This is a genomic window from Ruegeria sediminis (assembly GCF_005938215.1).
Taxonomy (GTDB): Bacteria; Pseudomonadota; Alphaproteobacteria; order Rhodobacterales; family Rhodobacteraceae; genus Ruegeria; species Ruegeria sediminis.
Map to the genome: position 1 here is coordinate 436,193 of NZ_VCPD01000003.1, position 18,057 is coordinate 454,249.

Here is an 18,057-nt window from a genome sequence, read left to right on the forward strand (position 1 = left end):
CGCAACAGCCGGGCGGCGCGACGCTTTACATGCGGGCGGCGTTTCGGCCGCCCGATTTCATTCCAGCTCGACCAGCAGATCCTTCGCGTCGATCTGGCCGCCGGGCTGGACGTGGACGGCCTTGACGGTGGCGTCGCGTTCGGCGTGGATGCCGGTTTCCATCTTCATCGCCTCGATGGTCAGCAACATGTCGCCTTCCTTGACCACCTGTCCGGCGCTGACGGCTACGGTGGCCACGACGCCGGGCATCGGCGCGCCGACGTGGTTCGGGTTGCCCGCTTCCGCCTTGGCCCGCTGGATGGTCGAGGCTTTCACCAGCCGGTTCGGCACCCGGATCACCCGCGGCTGGCCGTTCAGTTCGAAGAACACCTTGACCTCGCCGTTCTCGTCGGTCTCGCCGATGGCCTGGCAGCGGATCTCGAGCGTCTTGCCGGGGTCGATCTCGGCGGTGATCTCCTCGCCCGGCTCCATGCCGTAGAAGAACGTCCGCGTCGGCAGGGTGCGCACCGGCCCATAGGTCCGGTGACGGCCCATGTAGTCGAGGAAGACCTTGGGATACATCAGGTAACCGTTCAGGTCCTCGTCATCGACCTCCTTGCCTTCAAGCTGCTTGGACAGCTCGGCGCGGGTCGCTTCCAGATCGACGGCGGGCAGGTGTTTGCCGGGCCGCTCGGTGTTGGGCGCCTCGTCCTTCAGCACCTTGCGGATGATCTTGTCGGGGAAGCCGCCCGGCGGCTGACCCAGGTTGCCGCGCATCATGTCGATGACCGAGTCCGGGAAGGCCACGTCGGTGTTCGGATCCTCGACCTGCTCGCGGGTCAGGCCCTGGCTCACCATCATCAGCGCCATGTCGCCCACCACCTTCGAGGACGGCGTGACCTTGACGATGTCGCCGAACATCCGGTTCACGTCGGCATACATCTGCGCCACCTCGTGCCAGCGTTCCTCCAGCCCCAGCGAGCGCGCCTGCGCTTTCAGGTTGGTGAACTGCCCGCCCGGCATCTCGTGCAGATAGACTTCCGAGGCAGGGGCCTGCAGGCCGGATTCGAAGGCCGCGTATTGCCCGCGCACCGCTTCGAAATAGTCGCTGATCTCGCGGATCGCCTTGATGTCTAGCCCGGTGTCGCGGTCGGTGTGGCGCAGCGCCTCGACCACGGTGCCCAGCGTCGCCTGAGACGTGTTGCCCGAGAAGCTGTCCATCGCGCAGTCCACCGCGTCCACGCCCGCCTCGGAGGCGGCGAGGATGGTGGCGCAGGCCACGCCGGCGGTGTCATGTGTGTGGAAATGGATGGGCAGGCCCACCTCTTCCTTCAGCGCCCGGATCAGCGCCTTGGCGGCGGCCGGCTTCAGCAGGCCCGCCATGTCCTTGAGGCCCAGGATATGCGCGCCCGCGTCGCGCAGTTCCCTGGCGGTGCTGACGTAGTATTTCAGGTCGTACTTGGCCCGGTCCGGGTCCATGATGTCGCCGGTATAGCAGACGGTGCCCTCGCAGATCTTGCCGTTCTCGATCACCGCATCCATGGCGACGCGCATGTTCTCGACCCAGTTGAGCGAGTCGAAGACGCGGAACACGTCGATGTTCTTCGATGCCTGGCGCACGAATTCCTGCACCACGTTGTCGGGATAGTTGGTGTAGCCCACCCCGTTCGAGCCGCGCAGCAGCATTTGCGTCATCAGGTTCGGCATCGCCTCGCGCAGGTCGCGCAGCCGCTGCCACGGGCATTCCTGCAGGAAACGGTAGGCCACGTCGAACGTGGCGCCGCCCCAGCATTCCACCGAGAACAGCTGCGGCAGGTTGGCGGCATAGGTCGGCGCCACCCGGATCATGTCGATCGACCGCATCCGCGTCGCCAGCAGCGACTGGTGCCCGTCGCGCATGGTGGTGTCGGTGATCAAGAGCTGCCGCTGCGCCTTCATCCAGTCGGCGACCGCCTGCGGGCCTTTCTGCTCCAGCAGGTTGCGGGTGCCCATCTGCGGCTCGGCCTTCTTCGCCGGGGCCTTGGGCTCTTTCAGGTCGGCGCGCGGCAGCGGGCGGTCCTTGGTCTCGGGGTGACCGTTCACCGTGATGTCCGCGATATAGGTCAGGACCTTGGTGCCGCGGTCGCGCCGCTTCTTGAAGGTGAAAAGCTCGGGCGTCGTGTCGATGAACTTGGTGGTGTATTCGTTCGACAAAAAGGTCGGGTGCTTCAGCAGGTTGATGACGAAGTCGATATTCGTCGAAACCCCGCGGATGCGGAATTCGCGCAGCGCGCGGTCCATCCGGGAAATCGCCTTCTCGGGCGTCGGCGCCCAGGCCGTCACCTTGGTCAGCAGCGAGTCGTAGTACCGCGTGATCACCCCGCCCGCATAGGCCGTGCCGCCGTCCAGGCGGATGCCCATGCCGGTGGCCGAGCGGTAGGCGGTGATGCGGCCATAGTCGGGGATGAAGTTGTTCTGCGGATCTTCGGTCGTGATCCGGGTCTGCAGCGCGTGGCCGTTGAGCTTGATGTCCTCCTGGCCGGCCATGCCGGTGGCCTCGGCCAGCGTCTTGCCCTCGGCGATCAGGATCTGCGCCTGCACGATGTCGATGCCGGTGACTTCCTCGGTGACGGTGTGTTCCACCTGCACGCGGGGGTTCACCTCGATGAAGTAGAACTTGCCGGTGTCCATATCCATCAGGAACTCGACGGTGCCCGCGCATTCATAGTTCACATGGGCGCAGATGCGGCGGCCCAGGTCGCAGATCTCGGCGCGCTGCTCTTCGCTCAGGTAGGGCGCGGGCGCGCGCTCCACCACCTTCTGGTTGCGGCGCTGGACCGAACAGTCCCGTTCGTAAAGGTGATAGATCTGCCCGTGCTTGTCGCCCAGGATCTGCACCTCGACGTGGCGGGCGCGGATGATCATCTTTTCCAGATAGCCTTCGCCGTTGCCGAAGGCGGCCTCCGCCTCACGGCGGCCTTCCAGCACCTTCTCCTCCAGCTCCTTTTCCGACAGGATCGGCCGCATGCCGCGCCCGCCGCCGCCCCAGGACGCTTTCAGCATCAGCGGATAGCCGATCTCGGCCGCCTCCTTGCGGATCGCGTCCATGTCGTCGCCCAGCACCTCGGTCGCCGGGATCACCGGCACACCGGCCTCGATGGCGACGCGCCGCGCGCTGGCCTTGTCGCCGAGCGCGCGCATGGTCTCGGCCTTGGGGCCGATGAAGGTGATGCCGTTCTTGACGCAGGCATCCACGAATCTGGGGTTTTCCGACAACAGGCCGTAGCCCGGATGGATCGCGTCCGCGCCGCTTTCCTTGGCGACCCGGATGATCTCGTCGATCGACAGATAGGCCGCGACCGGCCCCATGCCTTCACCGATGCGATAGGCCTCGTCCGCCTTGAAGCGGTGCAGGCCCAGCTTGTCCTCCTCGGCAAAGACGGCAACGGTGCGTTTGCCCATCTCGTTCGCCGCGCGCATCACTCGGATGGCGATTTCTCCGCGGTTTGCGATCAGGATTTTCTTGAAGTCGGTCATGGCAGGTCCCGTTGTCTTTCAGCTTGGCCGTGGTTTTAGGCGGACAATACGCGCAGGTATATCTGTAGTTCTGGGTAGAACCGGCATGTTATCGCTCGCAAACGCCGCGATGCGACGCTTTGACCGTTACCGCTGCCGCGGCGCGGCGTGATTCTACAGAGTGATCGGCCGAGGCAGATCGGCCAGCCGCGCCGCACCCAGCTGGCCCATGTTGGCCTCAAGGTCCCTTCGCAGCAGGTCGATCACATGACCGGGCCCGGCCTCTCCCAAGGCGGCGAGGCCATAGAGGAGCGCCCGTCCGAGCATCACGAGATCGGCGCCAAGCGCCAGGGCGCGCAGGATGTCCAGCCCCCCGGCGACGCCACCGTCGAAGATCAGCGGCAGATCCGCGGCCGCCCGGATGGCGGGCAGGGCGTCGATGCTGGCCGGCGCGCCGTCGAATTGCCGGCCTCCATGATTCGAAACCCAGAGCGCATCGACCCCCGCCGCCGCCAGCGGCGCCGCATCTTCGGGCCGCAGCACGCCCTTGACGACGAAAGGCCCATCCCAACTGTCGCGCAGCCATTTCACGTAGTCCATGCCGGGCGAGGTGCGCAGCAGATAACCGACATGCGCGGTCGGCGGCAGGTTCAGCCGCTCCTGCACGTATTTGTCCAGCGTCCGCATCCGCGGCATCCCCGCCCGCGCCATCCCCAGCGCCCAGGCCGGTCGCAGCGCCACCTGAGCCATCAGGCGCGGGGTCAGTTTCGGCGGCTGCGTCAGTCCCGATCGCGTCTGGCGCTCGCGCCGCGACGCGACCGGCACGTCGGCGGTCAGCACCAGCGTCGAGAACCCGGCGGCGCGGGCGCGGTCCAGCATGTCCTTGCGGATTCCGGGATCCTTCGGCGGGTAAAGCTGGAACCAGGCATTTTCCCCCAGGTGCGGGGCCAGATCCTCGGGGCTCTGGCTGGCGACGGTGGACAGGGTATAGGGTATTCCCTCGCGCGCGGCGGCGCGGGCCAGAATGCCCTCGGCATCGGGCCAGATCAGCCCCGACATGCCGATGGGCGCAATGCCGACGGGCAGGGGATGGTCCTTGCCCAGAAACCGCACCTCCGGGTCGAAATCCAGCGGCCCGTGCAAAATCGACGGCATGAAACCCACGCGATCCAGCGCCGCGCGGTTGCGGCCCACGGTGGCCTCGGTCCCAGTGCCGCTGTCGAGATATTCCCAGACGAAATGCGGTATCCGCCGCCGGGCGCGCCGCTTCAGATCCTCGATTCCCGGGTAGGTGCTGTGCAAGTCCATGAGGATTGATCGGGCGCGCACCGCGATTCGGCAAGGACTCAACGTTGTCAGGCACTTGAGAAATCACCGGAAATGAGGGGAACAAGGCGGGAACAAACCCTTTCCCTCCGGTTAATTCCGGCGTAGTTTGCGGACATGAGCAGTTTCGACGAAACCGACGCCTTCGAAGGCGCATCGCTGTCCGCGCGGGCCATGGCAGCCCGCCCGGCGGCCTACATGGACGACCTGAACCCGGCGCAGCGCGAGGCGGTCGAGAAACTCGACGGCCCCGTCCTGATGCTGGCGGGCGCGGGGACGGGCAAGACGAAAACGCTCATGGCCCGCGTTGCTCATCTCATCACCGTCGGGCGAGCGCGGCCGGACCAAATTCTCGCGGTGACCTTTACCAACAAGGCCGCGCAAGACATGAAGAAACGGCTGGCAAAAACGCCTTTCAGTTTACAACACCCAATTCCGTGGATGGGCACCTTCCACGCTCTTTCGGCAAAATTGCTGCGCCGCCACGCAGAATTGGTAGATCTAAAATCAAATTTCACAATTCTCGACTCCGACGACCAATTGCGCCTGCTCAAGCAACTGGTGCAGGCGGCGAGTATCGACGACAAACGGTGGCCTGTACGTTTGCTGGCCAACTTCATTGATAATTGGAAGAACCGAGCGCTGGCGCCTGACAAAGTGCCGACAATGGATTCTGATGCCTACAACCACAAGGGCGTCGATCTCTATGAACAATACCAGACCCGCCTGCGCGAGCTGAACGCCGTCGATTTCGGCGACCTGCTGCTGCACATGGTCACGATCTTTCAGACCCATCCGGACGTGCTGGAGCAGTACCAGCGCTGGTTCCGCTACATCCTGGTGGATGAATACCAGGACACCAACGTCGCCCAGTACCTGTGGCTGCGGTTGCTGGCGGGCGGGCACAAGAACATCTGCTGCGTCGGCGACGACGACCAGTCGATCTATGGCTGGCGCGGCGCCGAGGTCGGCAACATCCTGCGTTTCGAAAAGGACTTTCCCGGCGCGCATGTGGTGCGGCTCGAGCAGAACTACCGCTCGACCCCGCACATCCTCGCCGCCGCCTCGAACGTCATTCGCGGCAACGAGGGGCGCTTGGGCAAGGAGTTGTGGACCGAGGCGGAGCAGGGCGAAAAGGTCAGGCTGATCGGCCATTGGGACGGCGAGGAAGAAGCCCGCTGGATCGGCGAAGAGATCGACGCGATGCAGGGCGGCACGCGGGGCATGCGCCCGATGGCGTTGGACGAAATCGCCATCCTCGTCCGCGCCAGCCACCAGATGCGCGCCTTCGAGGACCGTTTCCTGACCATCGGCCTGCCGTACCGCGTAATCGGCGGCCCGCGTTTCTACGAGCGGATGGAGATCCGCGACGCCATGGCCTATTTTCGGCTGGTCGTCAGCCCCGAAGACGATCTGGCCTTCGAGCGGATCGTGAACGTGCCCAAGCGCGGCCTTGGCGACAAGGCGCAGCAGACCATCCAGATGACCGCCCGCGCGCATGGCGTGTCGCTGGTCGAGGGCGCGCGTCTCGCGGTCGAACAGGGGGCGATCAAGGGCAAGGGCGCCGCGGCGCTGCGGCAGCTTGTCGATGATCTGGCCCGCTGGAACGCCATGACGCGCGGTCCGCGTATCGAGATCGACGACGATTCGGTGATCGACGACGGCGCCACGCCGGTCCGATATGGCGATCCCGAAACCTCCCACATCGAACTGGCGCAGATCGTGCTGGACGAATCCGGCTACACCGCCCACTGGCAGAACGACAAAACGCCCGAGGCTCCGGGGCGGCTGGAGAACCTCAAGGAACTGGTCAAGGCGCTGGAAAGCTTCGAGAACCTGCAAGGGTTCCTCGAGCATGTCAGCCTGATCATGGACAACGACAGCCTGGACGCGGAAAGCAAGGTCTCGATCATGACCCTGCACGCCGCCAAGGGCCTCGAATTCCCCGCCGTCTTCCTGCCGGGGTGGGAGGACGGGCTGTTCCCGTCGCAGCGGTCGATGGACGAATCCGGCCTCAAGGGCCTCGAAGAGGAACGCCGCCTGGCCTATGTCGGCATCACCCGCGCCGAAGAGGTCTGCACCATCTCCTTCGCCGCCAACCGGCGGGTGTTCGGGCAATGGCAGAACTCAATGCCCTCGCGCTTCATCGACGAACTGCCCGAGAATCATGTCGAGGTGTTGACGCCGCCGGGCCTCTATGGTGGGGGCGGCTACAGCACGCCCGGCATCGAGACCCGCGCCGCCGCGGCCAATGTCTACAACTCGCCCGGCTGGAAGCGGATGCAGGCGCGGCAGGGGCAATACGGCATGTCGCAGCCGCGCGAAAGCCGCAACACGGTGATCGACCTGGACGCGGTGGCCAGCTTTACCCTGGGCGACCGCGTGTTTCACCAGAAATTCGGTTATGGCGCGGTCATCGGCATCGAAGGCGACAAGGTCGAGGTGGAATTCGAAAAGGCCGGCACCAAAAAGGTCGTGGCCCGGTTCCTCTCGGCCAGCGACGACGTGCCGTTCTGAAATGGCGTGAAACGGGGCCTCTCGCCCCGATGCAGATGGGCGTCCGGCCGCAAACCGGGCGCCTTTTTCATGCGCGTCCCAAAAAAACAGAAACGGCGGTTCCCAGGGAGGAGGAGGGGAACCGCCGTTCTTTGCAACACCGGATCAGGGAGGAGGAGAGACCCGATGTATCCGAACCCGGGTTTCATCCCGGTATGAAGGTCGCGGCGATGCCAGGGAGGAGGAGAGGCATCGCCGCGCGCTTGCAACACCGGGTAGGGAGGAGGAGAACCCGGTGTATCAGCGTCCGGCTTTCGGGGCCGGTATGACGTGCGGCGGCATCAGGGAGGAGGAGGATGCCGCCGCCAAGTTTCAGACCCTCCAGGGAGGAGGAGAAGGGTCCGATCCCGTGTATTCCTTCGCGCTCAGCGCGCGGTGAAGTCTTCTGCCGCCTGCAGGGCCACGCGCCGGATCATCGACCGGTGCAGACCCAGGTCCGCCAGGTCGCGCGTCGACAGGGCCGACAGCTCGTTGACGGTCTGGCGATACACCCTGTGACGGGTGTAGCGGGCTTTGGCGGCCTCGATCAGAGAGGAGAGGCCGGCGAAAAATGTGCCTTTATGGGCCGTGTGGTCGCTTATGACAGCCATGGTAGTAACCTGTAGTTTCTTGTCTTTGCGGCGTGTGCCGCCGTTTGCTTGAGAGCGAAAATAAGCGATTGCTGCGGCTGCACAATGGGGGACGTGATCAATGCTGCTATGCAGCAAATGCATGGATTGGTTGGAGAATTCCGGAGGCGCCCGGAAAGGCCAAGAAAGGTTGACGTTTTGGGCAACATGCGGATTTGGTTGCCGTTAGGGCACCAGAGGGCCGAAAAGAACCTTGCCCGTGTCTTGGGCGCCCTGCATATCGATTGAGCTTGACACGGATCGGCGTTTTGCAGCGCCGGAATCGCGGGCGGGAAATCATGGGACGAATGCGCGGCCTGTCCGAATGAATGCTCCGCTCCCCAGGTTTCAGCAGAGGAAACCCGGGTGATTCGCCGGAGATTTTGGGCCGACACGGGGTGCAAAGGCGGAAATTCCTTGTTCGAAGCGAATTTTCCGGGAATTCATGGGACAAATTTCGGCGCAAGGGTTTCTTGCTATATGTTGTGTCGGTTTTCGGACTGATAACAACAAGTGCCACATTTTTGTCCGAAGCACTTGAAAAACACAGTATCCATTGGGCGTTCAGATGCGCCTGTTCTGAACTTTTCCCCAAAATACCTGTTGATTTCCATGAATTCCCATGTCATCCCTAATACATCCGATGAGGACGAGGCGACCGGGGCACCAAACGACCCCAACCAAAAACAAACAGGTTTCATACAGGCATCTCGCTTTCATCAGACCAAGAGATCCGGCGCGCGGGCGAGCAGACATCCCCCCAGGTGGCGCGCGCAGCTGGACATCCCGCAAAGCGGGCAAATGCGGCGGGTTGATCGGTGGCAGCAGATCAACCCGCCGTTTTTAACTCCGGGGGCGGAATTTTTAGGGGCGCAAGCGAAAGGGACTCTCGTCTTGGCGCGCAGGTTCAGAGGCGAAAGCCACCACAAGGTGGACAGCAAGGGCAGGGTGTCGATCCCGGCCTCGTTTCGCCGTGTGCTCGAAGCCGGCGACCCCAACTGGCAATCCGGCGGCAACCCCGAACTTGTGATCGTCTACGGCGACCACCGCCGGAAATTCCTGGAATGCTACACCATGGAGGCGATCGACGAGGTCGACGCCAAGATCGACGCGCTGCCGCGCGGCTCGATGGAGCGCAAGGCCCTGCAGCGCATGTTTCACGGGCAGTCCTTTCCCACCAACGTGGACGAAACCGGGCGCCTGGTGCTGCCGGCCAAGCTGCGCGACAAGATCGCGCTCGAGGGTGAGGCGTTTTTCATCGCCGCCGGCGACACCTTCCAGATCTGGAAACCCGAGACCTATGAGACCGAGGAAATGGTCAAGGCCGAACAGTGGATGGCGGATCAGGGCGACGATTTCGACCCGATGCAGTTCCTCGACGGTCCGGGGGGCACGTGACGGCATGGCTGCCGCGGACCGCCCTCAATCGGACAGCCCGCATATTCCCGTCTTGCTGCGGCCGCTTCTGGCGGCGGTCGCGCCCGTTTCGGGGGTCTGGCTGGATGGCACGTTCGGCGCCGGGGGCTATGCCCGCGGCCTGCTGGACGCCGGCGCGGACAGGGTGATCGGCGTCGATCGCGACCCGCTCGCCTTCGAGATGGCCGCCTCCTGGGCCGGCGACTACGGCGACCGGCTGGTGATGCAGCCCGGCGTGTTCTCGCGCATGGACGACTACGCGCAGGATCTCGACGGCGTGGTTCTGGACCTCGGCGTGTCGTCGATGCAGCTCGACCAGGCCGAGCGGGGGTTTTCCTTCATGAAGGAGGGCCCGCTGGACATGCGAATGAGCCAGGAGGGCCCAAGCGCCGCCGACCTCGTCAACACCGCCTCCGAGGCGCAGTTGGCCGACATCCTGTTCCACTACGGCGAGGAACGCGCCAGCCGCCGCATCGCCAAGGCCATCGTCAAGGCGCGCGCCGAGGAACCGATCACGACCACTCTGCGGCTGACCGAAATCATCGAGGGTTGCCTGCCGCGCGCCAAGCCGGGGCAGTCCCACCCCGCAACGCGCTCGTTCCAGGCGCTGCGCATCGCGGTGAACCGGGAATACGAGGAATTGTTCGAGGGTCTGATGGCCGCGGAACGGGCGCTCAGGCCCGGCGGGCAGCTGGCGGTCGTCACCTTTCATTCGATCGAGGACCGGATGGTGAAACGCTTTTTGCAGGCGCGGGCGGGCAAGACCGGGCGCGGCAGCCGCCATGCGCCCGAATTGCAGGAAGACAAGCCGCAATTCACCCTCAAGACCCGCAAGGCCATCGGCCCGGACGCGCAGGAGTTGGCGGAAAACCCCCGCGCGCGTTCGGCCAAGCTGAGGGTTGCAATTCGGACCGATGCGCCTGCGGGGGCCGTCGATCCCCGCGCGATCGGTATGCCACAATTGAGTGGAGGAGCGAGATGAAGAGTGTTTTGTATGTGTTGACCGCTCTGTCCGTGTTCGGACTGGCGCTTTGGGCGTATCAGGAGAATTACCGCACCCAGCAGGTGTTGAAGGAAACGCAGCTGCTGCAGCACCAGATCGGCGCGGCGCAGGCCCGGCTCAGCATCCTGCGCGCCGAATGGGCCTACCTGAACCGGCCCGACCGGCTGCGCGAACTGGCCGACCTGAACTTTGAACGGCTCGGACTTCTGCCGCTGCGCGCCGAACAGTTCGGCCGCGCCGACCAGATCGCCTATGGCGAGGATCCCGACCTGCCGATCGTCGATCCGGGCGAGTTGCAGGCCATCACCGACGTCAAGGCCATGGCCGAGGTGCAGCAGCCATGACACGCACGCCGCTCCGCCCCCTGGCCCGTATCCTCGAAGCCCGCGCCCGCGGCGAAAACCCCGACGCCATCGAGCGCGAGAACATCCGCAAGCGCCACGAGGACATGAAGGACCGCGCCCGCGCCCGGGCCGAAGGCCGGTTGCTGGTCCTTGGCGCCTTCTTCTTCTGCGTCTTCGCCGTGATCGGGGCGCGAATGGGGATGCTTGCCACGTCCGAGGCGCAGGAGCCCCTGGCCAGCGCGTCCGGCGCCTCGATCGCGATGCAGCGGGCCGACATCGTCGACCGCGAAGGCCGCATTCTGGCGACCAACCTCGAAACCTATTCGGTCTACGCCCAGCCGCCGCTGATGGTCGATCCCGTGGCCGCGGCCGATGGGCTGGTCAAGGTCTTCCCGGATCTGGACAGGGACCGCCTGATCCAGGACTTCTCCGGTGACCGCAAGTTCCTTTGGATCAAGAAACGCATTTCACCCGAACAGAAGCAGGCGGTGCATGACATCGGCGATCCCGGCATCCTGTTCGGCCCGCGCGAGATGCGGCTTTACCCCAACGGCCAGCTTGCCGCGCACATCCTGGGCGGCGCCGGATTCGGCCGCGAGGGGGTCAACGCCGCCGAGGTCATCGGCGTCGCTGGCGTGGAAAAGCAGTTCGACAGCTATCTGCGCGACCCGGCCAACGGCAACAAACCGCTCATGCTGTCGCTGGACCTGACCGTCCAGGCCGCGGTCGAGCAGGTGCTTTACGGCGGCATGAAGATCATGAACGCCAAGGGCGCCTCGGCGGTGCTGATGAACGCGCATACCGGCGAAGTGATCTCGGCCGCCTCGCTGCCGTCCTTCGACCCCAACGACCGTCCGCGCCCGCCCACCTCGGGCTTCGACCCCTCCGACAGCCCGCTTTTCAACCGCTATGTGCAGGGCGTCTATGAACTGGGCTCGGTCTACAAGATCTTCACCGCCGCGCAGGCCGTGGATCTGGGTCTGGTGAATTCCGAAACCATCATCGATACTTCCGGCCCGATGCGGATCGGGCGCTTTCCGATCGGCGAGTTCGACAACAAGAACTACGGCAAGATCAGCGTCGCCGAAATCATCGTCAAAAGTTCGAACCGCGGCACCGGGCGGCTGGCCCTGCAGATCGGGGCCGAGCGGCAGCAACAGTTCCTCGAGGCGCTGGGCATGTTCGAGCCGACCCCCTTCGAGATCGTCGAAGCGACGGGCAGCGAACCCCTGAAGCCCAAGAAATGGGGCGAGTTGAGCACCGTCACCATCTCGTACGGGCACGGTCTGTCGACCAGCGCCATGCATCTGGCGGCGGGCTATGCCGCCATCGCCAATGGCGGCTATTATGTCAGCCCGACGATCCTGCGGCGCAACGGCCCGCAATACGGCCCCCGGGTGATGTCCGCAAACGCGGCGCGCCAGGCGCAGGACATGCTGCGCCGGGTGGTGACCAGCGGCACCGCCAGCTTCGGCGAGGTGCCCGGCTACGACGTGGCGGGCAAGACCGGCACCGCCGACAAGCCAAAGCCGCGCGGCGGGTATTACGACGACAAGGTGATCGCGACCTTCGCCACGCTGTTCCCCGCCTATGACCCGAAATACGTGCTCGTCGTCACGCTCGACGAGCCGTCGATCGTCGCCTACGGCGAAAAGCGCCGGACGGCCGGATGGACCGCCGTGCCGGTCGCCGCCGAACTGATCGGGCGGATCGCACCTTTGCTGGGCCTGCGTCCCCGGCTTGAGCCTGACGCGAGCGCTGCTATAACCCTGACCTCAAACTAGGCAGATTCATGCGGGTGGGTCATGGGTGTAAGGACGACGAAACTTAACCAACTGGCCCTGACCGCCAGGGGCGGCCGAAATCCCGACATAACCGGGCTGGCGGTGGACAGCCGCGAGGTGAAGGACGGCTATCTCTTCGCCGCGCTTCCCGGAACCCGCGTTCACGGCGGCGAATTCATCCAGTTCGCGCTGCGCATGGGCGCCGCCGCCATCCTGACCGATGCCGAGGGGGCCGAGATCGCGGCGCAGGAACTGGCCGCCTCGGACGCCGCTCTGGTGATCGTCGAGGATCCGCGGCAGGCGCTGGCCTACACCGCCGCGCTGTGGTTCGGGGCCCAGCCCGAGACGATGGTCGCGGTGACCGGCACCAACGGCAAGACCTCGGTCGCGACCTTCGTGCGCCAGATCTGGACCGAGCTTGGCCATTCCGCCGTCAACCTGGGCACGACCGGCGTCGAAGGGGCCTGGACCGCGCCGCTGGCCCATACCACGCCCGAACCCATTACCCTGCACCGATGCCTGGCCGAAGCCGCCGCCAACGGCGTCACCCATGCGGCGATGGAGGCGTCCTCGCACGGTCTCGAACAGCGCCGTCTCGACGGGGTGCATCTGGTCGCCGCGGGCTTTTCCAACTTCACCCAGGACCATCTGGACTATCACGAGACCTTCGACGCCTATTTCGCCGCCAAGGCCGGGCTGTTCCGCCGGGTCCTGCCGCCGGACGGGACGGCGGTCATCAACCTGGACGACCCCAAGGGGGCCGAAATGCGGGCCGTGGCCGCCGCGCGCGGGCAGAAGATCCTGACGGTCGGCCGCGCCGGCGGGGACCTGAGCCTGCTGAACCAGCGCTTCGACGCCACCGGGCAGGATCTGCGGTTCTCCTGGCAGGGCAGGGCGTTCCAGGCTCGGCTGAACCTGATCGGCGGCTTTCAGGCCGAAAACATCCTGCTGGCCTGCGGCCTGGTCATCGCCAGCGGCGACGAGCCCGAGCGCGTCTTTGAAACCCTGCCGCATCTGACGACCGTGTGCGGGCGGATGCAACTTGCGGCGACCCGCGGCAACGGCGCCGCGGTCTTCGTCGATTACGCCCACACGCCCGACGCGGTTTCGACCGCCCTCAAGGCTCTGCGCCCGCATGTGATGGGCCGCCTGATCGCCATCGTGGGCGCGGGCGGCGACCGCGACGCCGGGAAACGCCCGCTCATGGGCCGGGCGGCGGCCGAGAATGCCGACATCGTCTATGTCACCGACGACAACCCGCGCAGCGAAGACCCCGCCCTGATCCGGTCCGCCGTGATGGCGGGCGCGCCGGACGCGACCGAGGTGGGCGACCGGGCCGAGGCGATCCTGCGCGGCATCGACGCGCTGCAGCCCGGAGACGCGCTGCTGATCGCCGGCAAGGGGCACGAATCCGGGCAGATCGTGGGCGACCAGATCCTGCCCTTCGACGATGCCGAACAGGCCAGCATTGCCGTGGCCGCGCTGGACGGGAGGGTGGCATGACGCTCTGGACCGCCGCCGAGGCCGCCGAGGCCACCAAAGGCCGCGCCACCGCCGACTGGCAGGCGGACGGCGTTTCCATCGACACCCGCAGCATCCAGCCCGGCGACCTTTTCGTGGCGCTCAAGGCGTCGCGGGACGGCCATGATTTCGTGGCGCAGGCGCTGGAAAACGGCGCGGGCGCCGCGCTTGTCTCGCGGATTCCCGAAGGCGTTGCGCCCGATGCGCCGCTGCTGATCGTGGAAGACGTGCAGGCCGCGCTCGAAGCCTTGGGGCAGGCGGCGCGGTCGCGCTGCGACGCGCGGGTCGTCGCCGTCACCGGCAGCGTCGGCAAGACCTCGACCAAGGAAATGCTGGCGACGATCCTTGCCGCGCACGGCCGCACCCATGCCAGCGTCGCCAGCTACAACAATCACTGGGGCGTGCCGCTGACCTTGGCGCGGATGCCGCGCGACACCGAATTCGCGGTCATCGAGATCGGCATGAACCATCCCGGCGAGATCGCACCGCTGGCCCTGCAGGCCCGCCCGCATGTCGCGCTGGTCACCACCGTCGCCGCCGTTCACCTCGAGGCGTTCGACTCGGTGGACGGCATCGCGCATGAAAAGGCGGCGATCTTCGATGGCCTGACGCCGGGCGGGGCGGCGATCGTCAATGCCGACATCGAACAGGCGGACATCCTGCGCGGTCATGCCCGCGCGCAAGGCGCCCGGATCGTCGAATTCGGGCGCAGGGCCAAGGACTTCCGGCTGACCGAGGTGATCGCGCAAGAGGATCTCACCCGCGCCAGGGCCGTGGCGCAGGGCACCGAGATCGACTACCGGATCGGCTCGGCCGGCACGCATTTCGCGATGAACGGCCTCGGCGCGCTGGCCGCCTGCGTCGAACTGGGGCTTTCCCTGCCGGACGCCGCCCAAGGACTGCGCCGCTGGTCGCCCTACAAGGGCCGCGGCGTGCGCGAACGGATCGAACTGGCCGGCGGCGGCAGGCTCGACCTGCTCGACGACAGCTACAACGCCAACCCGACCTCGATGGCCGCGGCGCTCGAGGTGGTGGCCGCCGCGCAGGGCGACCGCCGCGTGGCGTTCCTGGGCGACATGAAGGAACTGGGGCCGCAGGCCGAGTCGATGCACGCGGGAATGGCAGGCCTGGACGCGATGAAACGCGTGGACAAGGTCCATTGCATCGGTCCGCTGATGCGGGCGCTGCACGCAGCCTTGCCCGAGGCCAAGCGCGGCCTCTGGACCGAAAACAGCGCCGAAATGGCCGAGCGCCTGCCGGACCTGGTGCAGGCCGGGGACGTGGTTCTGGCCAAGGGCTCGCTCAGCATGGGATTGGCGCGGATCGTTGACGGCGTCCGCAAAATGGGGCAAGGCCCCGCGGTTGAACGTTGATACGCGACTGAGGAAGGTATCGAGATGCTCTATTGGTTGACCGCCCTTTCGGACGGAGGGGATTTTTTCAACCTCTTCCGCTACATCACCTTCCGCGCGGGCGGCGCCTTCCTGACGGCCCTGATCTTCGGCTTCCTGTTCGGCAAGCCGCTGATCAACGTGCTGCGCAAGCGGCAGGGCAAGGGCCAGCCGATCCGCGACGACGGGCCGGCGGGGCATTTCTCCAAGGCGGGCACGCCGACGATGGGCGGGCTGCTGATCGTGGGGGCGCTCGTGACCTCGACGCTGATCTGGGCGCGGTGGGACAATCCCTATGTCTGGATGGTCCTGTTCGTGACGCTGGCCTATGCGGCCATCGGGTTCGCCGATGACTATGCCAAGGTCTCGAAGCAGAACACCAAGGGCGTGTCGGGCAGAATGCGCATGGCGCTGGGCATCGTCATCGCCGCGCTGGCCTCGCTCTGGGCCACGCTGCATCATCCCGAGATGCTGCAGAACCAGCTGGCCCTGCCGATCTTCAAGGACACTCTGGTCAATCTGGGCCTGTTCTACATACCGTTCTCGATCGTGGTGATCGTCGGCGCGGCCAACGCCGTGAACCTGACCGACGGTCTGGACGGGCTCGCCATCATGCCGGCGATGATCGCGGCCTCGACCCTGGGCGTGATCGCCTATGCGGTGGGGCGGGTCGACTTCACCGAATATCTCGACGTGCATTACGTGCCGGGCACCGGCGAGATCCTGATCTTCACCGCCGCCCTGTTCGGCGGAGGACTGGGCTTCCTGTGGTACAACGCCCCGCCTGCGGCCGTCTTCATGGGCGATACCGGGTCGCTGGCGCTGGGCGGCGCGCTGGGGGCGATCGCGGTGGCCACCAAGCACGAGCTGGTGCTGGCCGTCGTCGGCGGCCTCTTCGTGGTCGAGGCGCTGAGCGTGATCATCCAGGTGCTCTATTTCAAGCGCACCGGCCGCCGGGTCTTCCTGATGGCGCCGATCCATCACCACTATGAAAAAAAGGGCTGGGCCGAACCCACCATCGTGATCCGCTTCTGGATCATCTCGCTGATCCTGGCGATGATCGGTCTGGCGACGCTGAAGGTCCGCTGAGGCGGCAGGCCGGCCACGGCCGTTTCCGCTCTTGCCAATCGAAATCGCTTCTGCTCAGTGTGGCGGCGAATTTCGCGGGCGGAAAGGAAGGGGCGAGATGATCCCGGTCAAAGGGTTTTCGGGCCAGAAGGTCGCGGTTCTGGGGCTTGGCCGCTCGGGCCTGACGACGGCGCGGGCATTGCGCGCCGGAGGCGCCGAGCCGATGTGCTGGGACGACAACCCCGCCGCCCGCGAGGTCGCCGAGGCCGAAGGGTTCGCCTGCACCGATCTGCGCCGGCAGGACGCCTTCGACGGCGTCGCCGCGCTGATCGTCAGCCCCGGCATCCCGCATCTCTACCCCGAGCCGAACCCGGTCATCGCCGCGGCCTATGAGGCCGGGGTTCCCGTGGACAACGACATCGGCCTGTTCTTCCGCTCCTTCGCCGGGCCGGAATGGAACCGTTTCGACACCCCGCCGCGCGTCGTGGCCGTGACCGGATCGAACGGCAAGTCCACCACCGCCGCGCTCATCCATCACATCCTGACCGAGGCCGGGCGGCCTTCGCAGCTGGCCGGCAATATCGGGCGCGGCGTTCTGGACATCGAGCCGGGCGGCGACGGGTCCGTCGTCGTGCTGGAGCTGTCCAGCTACCAGACCGAACTGGCGCGGGCGCTGACGCCGGACGTGGCGGTCTTCACCAACCTTTCGCCGGATCACCTGGATCGGCACGGCGGCATGGGCGGGTATTTCGCCGCCAAGCGGCGCCTGTTCTCCGAAGGCGGGCCCGACCGCGCGGTGATCGGCGTGGACGAGAAAGAGGGCGCGTTTCTGGCCGGGCAGATGTCCGAAGGTGCGGTCGACGACCGGGTCATCCGGATCTCGGTGGCGCGCAAGCTGGGCGGGCCGGGCTGGAACGTCTTCGCCCGCAAGGGGTTCCTGTCGGAATACCGCAAGGGCAAGCAATCCGCCGCGATCGACCTGCGGCCGATCAGGGGGTTGCCCGGCGCGCACAACCATCAGAACGCCTGCGCCGCCTACGCGGCCTGCCGCGCGCTGGGACTTGCCCCCAAGCTGATCGAGGCGGCGCTGCACAGCTATCCCGGCCTGCCGCACCGCAGCCAGATCATAGCCGAGGCGGGCGGCGTCACCTACGTCAACGATTCCAAGGCCACCAACGTCGACAGCGCGATGAAGGCGCTGGGCGCGTTCCGGAAGATCCGCTGGATCTGCGGCGGGCTCGAGAAAGAGGGCGGCCTGTCAGCCCTCAACGCCGTGTCGGGCGAGGTGCTGAAAGCCTATGTGATCGGGCGCGAGGCCGCCTCCTTCGCCATGCAGCTCGAGGTCGAGGCCGAGGTCTGCACCACCATGGCGGCGGCGGTCGAGCGGGCGATGGCCGAAGCGCAGGAGGGTGACACCGTCCTTCTGGCCCCGGCGGCGGCCAGCTTCGACCAGTACGACAATTTCGAACGGCGGGGCGAGGATTTCGTGGCCGAGGTGACGAAGCGGCTGGCAAAGTAGGGGGCGCTGCCCCCGTCGCGCTTTGCGCGACTCCCCCGGAGTATTTG

12 protein-coding genes are annotated in these 18,057 nt (G+C 66.0%); 9 read left to right on the forward strand and 3 right to left on the reverse strand.

Annotated features, from left to right (window positions below; all coding sequences use genetic code 11):
* Nucleotides 1-57: 57 nt before the first annotated feature.
* Both FGK63_RS10645 and FGK63_RS10650 read right to left on the reverse strand, forming a co-directional pair.
* Nucleotides 58-3,495, reverse strand: a complete 3,438-nt coding sequence (locus FGK63_RS10645; RefSeq protein ID WP_138841967.1) for a pyruvate carboxylase — start codon at nucleotides 3,493-3,495, stop codon at nucleotides 58-60.
* Nucleotides 3,496-3,648: 153 nt separating this feature from the next.
* Entirely contained in the window at nucleotides 3,649-4,782 is a 1,134-nt protein-coding gene (locus FGK63_RS10650; RefSeq protein ID WP_138841969.1) for an alpha-hydroxy acid oxidase, read from the reverse strand.
* A 135-nt stretch (nucleotides 4,783-4,917) separates the two neighbouring features.
* Here FGK63_RS10650 and FGK63_RS10655 point away from each other — a divergent pair, with 135 nt between their 5' ends.
* A complete protein-coding gene (locus tag FGK63_RS10655; RefSeq protein WP_138841971.1) occupies nucleotides 4,918-7,317 on the forward strand; it encodes an ATP-dependent helicase in 2,400 nt (799 codons plus the stop codon).
* A gap of 404 nt (nucleotides 7,318-7,721) precedes the next feature.
* On the opposite strand, the gene FGK63_RS21215 is transcribed toward FGK63_RS10655, so the two are convergent.
* Complete coding sequence (locus tag FGK63_RS21215; protein ID WP_138841973.1) at nucleotides 7,722-7,946, reverse strand: DUF1127 domain-containing protein; 225 nt, start codon at nucleotides 7,944-7,946, stop codon at nucleotides 7,722-7,724.
* Nucleotides 7,947-8,858: 912 nt separating this feature from the next.
* Between FGK63_RS21215 and mraZ the strand changes: the two genes are divergently transcribed.
* The 8 genes from mraZ to murD all read left to right on the forward strand — a co-directional run bounded on the left by mraZ (nucleotide 8,859) and on the right by murD (nucleotide 18,010).
* Nucleotides 8,859-9,362, forward strand: coding sequence for a division/cell wall cluster transcriptional repressor MraZ (mraZ, locus tag FGK63_RS10665; protein WP_218961130.1), 504 nt, complete (start codon nucleotides 8,859-8,861; stop codon nucleotides 9,360-9,362).
* Between the two features lie 4 nt (nucleotides 9,363-9,366).
* Nucleotides 9,367-10,362 (forward strand): 16S rRNA (cytosine(1402)-N(4))-methyltransferase RsmH, encoded by a 996-nt coding sequence (rsmH, locus tag FGK63_RS10670; RefSeq protein WP_138841977.1) that lies wholly within the window; start codon nucleotides 9,367-9,369, stop codon nucleotides 10,360-10,362.
* Nucleotides 10,359-10,727 (forward strand): cell division protein FtsL, encoded by a 369-nt coding sequence (gene ftsL / locus FGK63_RS10675; RefSeq protein WP_138841979.1) that lies wholly within the window; start codon nucleotides 10,359-10,361, stop codon nucleotides 10,725-10,727. Before rsmH ends, ftsL begins: the two co-directional genes overlap by 4 nt.
* Nucleotides 10,724-12,511, forward strand: a complete 1,788-nt coding sequence (locus FGK63_RS10680; protein WP_138841981.1) for a peptidoglycan D,D-transpeptidase FtsI family protein — start codon at nucleotides 10,724-10,726, stop codon at nucleotides 12,509-12,511. The genes ftsL and FGK63_RS10680 overlap by 4 nt, the downstream gene beginning before the upstream one ends.
* 21 nt (nucleotides 12,512-12,532) lie before the next feature.
* Nucleotides 12,533-14,014, forward strand: coding sequence for a UDP-N-acetylmuramoyl-L-alanyl-D-glutamate--2,6-diaminopimelate ligase (locus FGK63_RS10685; RefSeq protein WP_138841983.1), 1,482 nt, complete (start codon nucleotides 12,533-12,535; stop codon nucleotides 14,012-14,014).
* The gene (locus tag FGK63_RS10690; protein WP_138841985.1) at nucleotides 14,011-15,405 is read left to right on the forward strand and encodes a UDP-N-acetylmuramoyl-tripeptide--D-alanyl-D-alanine ligase; all 1,395 of its coding nucleotides are present in this window, start codon (nucleotides 14,011-14,013) and stop codon (nucleotides 15,403-15,405) included. Before FGK63_RS10685 ends, FGK63_RS10690 begins: the two co-directional genes overlap by 4 nt.
* 24 nt (nucleotides 15,406-15,429) lie before the next feature.
* Nucleotides 15,430-16,512: a phospho-N-acetylmuramoyl-pentapeptide-transferase gene (mraY, locus tag FGK63_RS10695; RefSeq protein WP_138841987.1), complete on the forward strand. Its 1,083-nt coding sequence runs from the start codon at nucleotides 15,430-15,432 to the stop codon at nucleotides 16,510-16,512.
* A 97-nt stretch (nucleotides 16,513-16,609) separates the two neighbouring features.
* Complete coding sequence (gene murD / locus FGK63_RS10700; protein ID WP_138841989.1) at nucleotides 16,610-18,010, forward strand: UDP-N-acetylmuramoyl-L-alanine--D-glutamate ligase; 1,401 nt, start codon at nucleotides 16,610-16,612, stop codon at nucleotides 18,008-18,010.
* Nucleotides 18,011-18,057: the final 47 nt, after the last annotated feature.